General features: G+C 74.7%; 4 protein-coding genes and 1 pseudogene. 1 reads left to right on the top strand and 4 read right to left on the bottom strand.

The features are described from left to right. Positions 1-801 (bottom strand): annotated as a pseudogene (locus DZF91_RS31415) (FUSC family protein); the annotation flags it as partial. 129 nt (positions 802-930) lie between these two features. Here DZF91_RS31415 and DZF91_RS31420 point away from each other — a divergent pair. Continuing rightward, a complete protein-coding gene (locus DZF91_RS31420; RefSeq protein WP_117360695.1) occupies positions 931-1,797 on the top strand; it encodes a siderophore-interacting protein in 867 nt (288 codons plus the stop codon). Between the two features lie 12 nt (positions 1,798-1,809). Here DZF91_RS31420 and DZF91_RS31425 read toward each other — a convergent pair whose 3' ends face one another. From DZF91_RS31425 to DZF91_RS31435, 3 genes are all read right to left on the bottom strand, one after another. Next, entirely contained in the window at positions 1,810-3,207 is a 1,398-nt protein-coding gene (locus DZF91_RS31425) for an ABC1 kinase family protein (protein WP_199487022.1), read from the bottom strand. Between the two features lie 96 nt (positions 3,208-3,303). Continuing rightward, on the bottom strand, positions 3,304-6,579 hold the full coding sequence (gene lysX / locus DZF91_RS31430; RefSeq protein WP_199487023.1) for a bifunctional lysylphosphatidylglycerol synthetase/lysine--tRNA ligase LysX: 3,276 nt from the start codon (positions 6,577-6,579) through the stop codon (positions 3,304-3,306). A gap of 52 nt (positions 6,580-6,631) precedes the next feature. Beyond that, on the bottom strand, positions 6,632-7,576 hold a 945-nt coding region (locus DZF91_RS31435; protein ID WP_328589245.1), incomplete at its 5' end, for a phosphatase PAP2 family protein.

Raw genomic sequence — 7,576 nt, forward strand, 5'->3', positions numbered from 1 at the left:
GGACGCGCCGCCGAGCACCGACTCGGCCCGCGCCACCAGCCGCTCCAGGGGAACGCGCCGCCCGGCCGCCCGCGGCGGGACGAGGAGCAGCGTGTGCCAGGCGGCGTTGATCGCGGCCGCCGCGTCATGCCGCGCACGCCGCACCGCCGGATCGTCGTCCTCTGGCCGCGCGGTGCCGTCCGGCGTCCGCACGGCGGCTTGCGGGACGCGGGCGACGGCTTCCAGGGCCCTGGCGACGGCCAGGCGCTCCGGGCCGTCCGGGCGGACGAGGGCGGGGGCCATGCACACCAGCCAGGAGATCGCGGCTCCGGCCAGGGCCAGCGCGAGGTGGCCGGGCACGTCGGCGAGCCGCTGCGGGACGAACGCGCAGCCGGACGCGACGAAGGTGAAGATCACGTTGCCGGGCGGGCCGATCCGGGTGGCGTCGCAGACCAGCTTGTGCCCGGCGGCGAGCAGGGCCGCGACGGCGACGCGGACCGCCACGTCCCCGGTCAGCGCTGCGGTGCCCAGCGCCACCGCGAGGCTCGCCAGCATCAGCAGCGCGACCCGGGCGAGCGTGCGAGCGCGGGCCGCGTACGGGCGTCCGTGCGCGTACAGCGCGACGAGTGAGCCCGCGGAGGTGTAGAGGGCGAGGTCGAGGCGGCCCGCCGCGAGCAGCGCCAGGTCGGGGACGGCCGAGGCGATCACCGCGCTCAGCGCGGGTTTGTACCAGATGTCCGAGCGGCGCCCGAGCGCCAGCACGCCCCGCAGCGGCAGCGGGCGGACCGATACCCCCAGGCGCGGCGAGACCGTCCCCCTCATCGTCCCTCCCGGCATACTCCCCCAAACATTTACAAGTGTTTCATCCGTAAAATATCAGACGGACCGGGATGCTCGCGGCACCCGGTGGATTAGGCTTGCCTAACAGGACATCGACAGCGGAGGACGTACATGGCAACCGAACCGAGGGCGGCGGAGCGCGAGCGCAGGGGCGGACGCAGGACGCACCGAGGCGTCGTGCTGCGCACCGAGCGGCTCACCCCGCACATGGTCCGGGTCGTCCTCGGCGGGGACGGCCTCGCGGAGTTCGAGGCGGGCGAGTACACCGACCACTACGTCAAGCTGCTGTTCGGGCGGCCGGGCGTCGCCTACCCCGAGCCGTTCGACCTGGAGCGCATCCGGGCCGAGTTCCCGCGCGACCAGTGGCCGACCACGCGCACCTACACGGTCCGCTCCTGGGACGCGGACGCCCGCGAGCTCGCCATCGACTTCGTGGTCCACGGCGAGGACGGCCTGGCCGGGCCGTGGGCGGACGCCGCCCGGCCCGGCGACGAGATCCACTTCATGGGCCCGGGCGGCAAGTACGCGCCGAGCGCCGACGCCGACTGGCACCTGTTCGCCGGGGACGAGAGCGCCCTGCCCGCCATCGCGGCGGCGCTGGAGCGCGTCCCGTCCGGCGTGCCCGCGCACGTGTTCGTCGAGGTCCAGGACGCGTCGGAGGAGCAGGAGCTGTCCTCCCCCGGCGACGCCAAGATCGTCTGGCTGCACCGCGGCGACCGCCCCGTGGGGGCCGCCCTGGTCGAGGCCGTCCGCGCGCTGGACCTCCCGGACGGCCGCGTCCAGGCGTTCGTGCACGGCGAGGCCGGGTTCGTCAAGGAGCTGCGGCGCTACCTGCGGGTCGAGCGGACGCTCCCGATGGACCTGATGTCGATCTCCGGCTACTGGCGCGTCGGGCGCGACGAGGACGGCTGGCAGGCCGGCAAGCGCGTCTGGAACGAGCAGGTCGAGCAGGAGGAGCGCACGGCCCTCTCCTCCTGACCCCCGCCCGGATCAGGACGCGGCCTCGACCTCCGGGTCGGGGTCGTCCTGCGGGGCGCTCTCGTCTCCCGGGGCGCTCCCGCCGCCGGGGCCGCCGTCCGCGAAGCCGGGGAGCCAGCGCAGCGCCTCGTCCCGGAACCGGCCCTCGGCCTCCAGCTGGCAGAGCACGCCGCCGCAGCCCGCCATCGCCCGCCACACGGCGAGGTACTGCGGCGGCAGCCGGAGCTGCCGCGCGAGGCTGCCGGGCCGCATGTCCGTGGCCATCGCGAGGCTGCGGCCGGTCTCGCGGCGCAGCCACTCGCGGGTGTACTGGAACGTCTCCCGCGTGAACGGCGTCGCGTGCGGGACGACCAGGTCGGCGAACTGCTCGGGGTCGACGTCGGCGTCCGGCGCGAGGAACCCCTCCTCGACCGCGTTGGCGACCATCTCCTCCGGGTCGCCGCCCGTGCCGATCGCCACCATCCGGCCGAGGGACCAGAGCAGCTCGTCCGAGACGCGCGCGGCGCCGCCGAAGTCCATGACGCCGAGCCGCCCGTCGGCCAGCAGCCGGAAGTTGCCGGGGTGCGGGTCGATGTGGATCAGCCCGCAGCGGGACGGCCCGGACAGCAGGAAGCGGAACAGCAGCACCCCGGCCCGGTCGCGCTCCTCCTTGGTCCCGGACGCGATGACCCTCGACAGCGGGGTGCCGTCCAGCCACTCGGTGACCAGCACGTTCCCCGACTGCGCCACCACGGCCGGGACGGCGAAGTCCGGGTCGCCGGCGTAGGCGTCGTGGAAGGCCGTCTGCGCGGCGGCCTCGTCGGTGTAGTCGAGCTCCTTCTCCAGCCGGCGCCGCAGGTCGGCGATGACCGGCTTGGCCTCGACGCCGGGGAACAGCGGGTTGATCAGGCGGCTGAGCCGGGAGATCTGGTTGAAGTCGCTCATCAGCGCCGCGCCCGCGCCCGGGTACTGCACCTTGACCGCGACCGTCCGGCCGTCCGCCCAGACCGCCTTGTGGACCTGTCCGATCGACGCCGCCGCGGCGGGCCTGTCGTCGAACGAGGCGAACCGGTCGCGCCAGTCCGGGCCGAGCCCCTCGGCGAGCACCCGGTGCGTGGTCGCGGCGGGCATCGGCGGGGCCGCCTCCTGCAGCCGGGTGAGGCTGGCGCGGAACGGCGCCGCCAGCTCGTCCGGCAGGCCCGCCTCGAAGATCGACAGCAGCTGGCCGACCTTCATCGCGCCGCCCTTGAGCTCGCCGAGCACGGTGAACAGCTGCTCGGCGGTGCGCCGCTGGACCTCCAGCGCGACCGCCTCGGCGGGCCTGCCGAGGGTCCGCTTGCCCAGGCCGAGCGCGGTGCGGCCGGCGAAGCCGAGGGGCAGGCTCGCCAGCTTGGCGGTGCGGGTGACCGCACGCCGGGGGATGTCGCTCACGTCGCGGACCGTCCTCACTCGCGTCGGGAATCCCTCCCATTTTTCCCGCTCGGTCCCGAAATCGTCATACCGCCGGGAGAGATCGCCGGAACCGGTTCAGCGGCCCGGCCTGACCAGCGGGAACGCGATCGTCTCCCGGATGGACCGGCCGGTGAGCGCGATGAGCAGCCGGTCGACGCCCATGCCCATGCCGCCCGCCGGGGGCATCCCGTACTCCAGCGCGCGCAGGAAGTCCTCGTCCAGCTCCATCGCCTCGGCGTCGCCGCCCGCCGCGAGCAGCGACTGCTCGGTGAGCCGCGCCCGCTGCAGGATCGGGTCGACCAGCTCGGAGTAGGCGGTGCCGAGCTCCATGCCGAACACGATCAGGTCCCACTTCTCGGCGAGCCGCGGGTCCTTGCGGTGGGGGCGGGTGAGCGGGGAGGTCTCGGCCGGGTAGTCGCGGACGAAGGTGGGGGCGGTCAGGCCGTCCTCGACCAGCGCCTCGTACAGCTCCTGGACGATCCGCCCCTGCCCCCACTCGGGCTCGACCTCGAGCCCCGCGCGGGCGGCGTGCCGCACGACCTCCGGGCGCGGGGTGTCGGGGGTGACCTCCTCACCCAGCGCCCGCGACACCGAGCCGTGGACGGTGATCTGGTTCCACGGCTCGGCGAGGTCGTGCTCCACACCGTCCCGGACGACCACGGTGGTGCCCAGGGCGGCGCGGGTCCCCGCCAGCACCAGCTCGCGGGTCAGCTCGGCCATGGTGTCGTAGTCGCCGTACGGCTCGTACGCCTCCAGCATCGTGAACTCGGGGTTGTGGGTGGCGTCCACGCCCTCGTTGCGGAAGTCGCGGCCCATCTCGAAGACCTTGCCGAGCCCGCCGACCAGCAGCCGCTTCAGGTACAGCTCCGGCGCGATCCGCAGGTAGAGCCGCATGTTGTAGGCGTTGATCCGGGTGGTGAACGGGCGCGCCGCCGCGCCGCCGTGGATCGGCTGCAGGACCGGCGTCTCGACCTCCAGGTAGCCGCGCGCCCGCAGCACGTCCCGGACGGCGCAGACCGCGTCGCCGCGCATCCGCAGCATCCGGCGGGAGTCGTCGTTGACGATCAGGTCCACGGCGCGGTGCCGGACGCGCGCCTCGGGGTCGGCGAGCCCCGCCCGCTTGTCCGGCAGCGGGTGCAGGCACTTGGCGGTGAGCTTCCACCCGGACGCCAGCACCGACAGCTCGCCGGTCCGGGTCGTCATGACCTCGCCGGCCACCCCGACCTGGTCGCCGAGGTCGATCAGCGCCTTCCAGCGGCGCAGCGGCTCGGGGCCGAGCCCGTCGACGGTCAGCACCACCTGGATGTCGCCGGACTCGTCGCGCAGCGTCGCGAAGACCAGCCCGCCGTGGTCGCGTTCGAGCATGACCCGGCCGGCGATCGCGGCGGTCTCCCCGGTGCGGGTGTCGGGGGCGAGGCCGGCGTACCGCTCGCGCAGGCCGGCGGCCAGGCCGGTGCGGTCGAACCCCAGCGGGTAGGGCTCGATGCCCGCGGCCTCGATCCGCTCCAGCTTGGCGTGCCGGACGCGCTCCTGCTCCGACAGCCGGCGGCGCGGGGCCCGGTCCCGGTCGGCGGCCTCCTCCAGCCGGCCGATCTCGGCGACCAGCTCGGGGGTCGGCGCGGCGTTGGCGGCGCGGTCCAGCCGGCGCCGGGACAGGCTCGGCACGAACCCCTCGGCGCGGGCGTAGCCGAGGCCGAGGTGGATCAGGCCGCCGGCGCCGGAGCTGAAGCACACGTACCGCGGCACCCACTCGGGGTGGTACTTGGCGTTGGACAGGTACAGCGACTCCAGCTGCCAGAACCGGGACGCGAACGACAGCACCCGGTAGGCGGCGCGGACCAGCGGCCCCGCGCCGATCTGCGAGCCGCGCTCGAACACCGAGCGCAGCATCGCGAAGTTCAGCGAGATGCGGCTCGCCCCGACGGACCCGGCGCGCTCGATCAGCCGGACGACCATGAACTCGTTCAGGCCGTTCTCGGCGGCCCGGTCGCGGCGCATCAGGTCCAGCGACAGGCCCGTCCGGCCCCACGGGACGAACGACAGCAGCCCGCGCAGCCGGCCCGCGGCGTCGAACGCCTCGACCATCACGCAGGCGCCGTCGGTCGGATCGCCGAGCCGGCCGAGCGCCATGGAGAAGCCGCGCTCGGTCTCGCCCTCGCGCCACTGGTCGGCGCGCTGCACGATGGCCGCCATCTCGGCGGCGGGGATCTGCGCGTGCCGCCGGATGCGGACGGTGTACCCGGCCCGCTCCACCCGCCGGACGGCCTGCCGGACCTGGCGCATCTCCCGGCCCTCGAGGTTGAACTCGGGCACGTCGATGATCGCCTCGTCGCCGAGCTCCAGCACGCTCAGGCCGTGCCGGCGGTACTCGACGGCGGCGCGCTCGCCGACGCTGACCGCGCCGGGCGTCCAGGAGTGGCGGCGGCACTCGGCGAGCCACGCCTCGATGGCCTGGCTCCACGACTCGGGGTCGCCGAGCGGGTCGCCGCTGGCCAGGCACATCGAGCCCTGCGCCCGGTAGGCGATGCCCGCCTTGCCGTTGGGGGCGGTGATGAAGTCCTTGTCGCGGCGCAGCGCGAAGTAGCCGAGCGAGTCCTCGTCGCCGTAGCGCAGCAGCAGCTCGCGGGCGCGCAGCTCCTCGCCGGGGCTGAGCACGGCGTCGCCGCGCGCGGGCCGGAACAGCGCCCAGACGGTCGCGACGAGCAGGCCGCTGCCGAGGACGCCGAGGATCAGGTCCACCCAGCCCGGGACGTCCACGTACAGGGTGTGGCCGGTGACCCGCGCGCCGAGGACGGTCTGCAGCGCCGCGTAGAGGGGCTGGCTCCAGAACCCGCCGGAGGTGTTGCGGTCGGTGAGGTGCACCAGCAGCGTGCCGAGCACGCCGCTGACCAGCACCATCGCGCCGCCGACCCGCCACGCCAGGCGGAGGTTCGCGCGGTCGGGCAGGGCGGTGAACTCCGGCCTCGCGGCGCCGACCGCCACCAGCGCGACCGCGTAGCAGACCGGCGCGATGTACTCGCCGGGGCCGAGCGTGACGTCCGGGTCGGGCGCGAGCGTGAAGACGACCGCGATCGCGAGGTAGAGCAGGAAGAACAGGGCGAGGAGCGCGAGCGTGATGCGCCAGGCCGACTTCTTGCGCCGCCGCACCCCGGTCGACACCAGGAGCAGCAGCAGGCCCCAGGTCATGCTGGGCAGCCAGCAGAAGTAGCCGATCCAGCGCAGCACCCAGATGGCGTCCAGGTCCTCGATGAGCCCCGCCGACAGCCAGGACAGGATCGACACGATGCCCGACAGGGTCAGGTACCACGACAGCCCCGTCGGAACGGCGGAGATCAGATTTCTGGCGCGCACTCGTCCCCCGACACGGTTCCTCGCCGACGGCCCGTCCCGACCGGGCCTGCGGTCAGGGTACCCGCGCCCCGCGGGCGTCGGCCCGCAGCCGTGCCTCGTGCGCGTGACGCGCCGCCCGGTGGAGCGGGCGCAGCGCCACCAGCACGACCGCCAGCAGGGCGGTGACCACGAGCCCGTCCAGCCAGTAGTGGTTGGCCGTGCCCACCACGACCAGCACGGTGAGGACGGGGTGGGCCAGCCACAGCCAGCGCCAGCGCGTCCGGCAGGCCGCGATCATCCCGACCGCCACGATGATCGCCCACCCGATGTGCAGGGACGGCATCGCCGCGTACTGGTTGGCGACGGTGTCGGTCTGCGGCGCGCCGTAGACCGACGGACCGTACCGGGCGGCGGTGTCCACCAGGCCGGTGAAGGTGAGCATCCGCGGCGGCGCGAGCGGCACCGTCAGGTGCAGGACGAGGCCGGCGGCGGTCAGCGCCACCACGACCCAGCGGACCCACCGGTAGTAGGCGGGCCGGCGCAGGTACATGAACAGCAGGAACGCCGCGGTCGCCGGGAAGTGCACGTAGGCGTAGTAGGAGTTCGCGAGGTGGATCAGGGCCTGGCTGTGCAGCAGGCCGTTCTGGACGTCCAGCTCGCTGGGGAGGCGCAGCAGGCGCTCGGCGTGCCAGACGTCGCGGGCGTTGCGGAACGCCTCGCCGACGCGTCCGTTGGCGGCCAGCCGGCCCGCCTTGTAGACGCCGAACAGCAGGGCGATCAGCAGCAGCTCGCGGACCGGCCGGGGCCGGACCGCCGCCGCCGCCGGAAGGTCGGCCGCACCGGTGCCGGCGTCCACGGAGGTCTCGGAGGTCTCGGAGGTCTCGGGCTCGGAGGTCGCGCGGGTCGCGGCGGTCGCGGGAGCCGCCGCCTCGGGCAAGGTTCCGGGGGCGGCGTCCGCCGGGGCCGCGGTCTCCCCGGGGGGCTTCGGCGCGGCGCTGGGAGCGGCGTCCGCGGAGCC

Source organism: Actinomadura logoneensis, assembly GCF_003428695.1.
In the GTDB taxonomy this organism is placed as follows: Bacteria; Actinomycetota; Actinomycetes; order Streptosporangiales; family Streptosporangiaceae; genus Spirillospora; species Spirillospora logoneensis.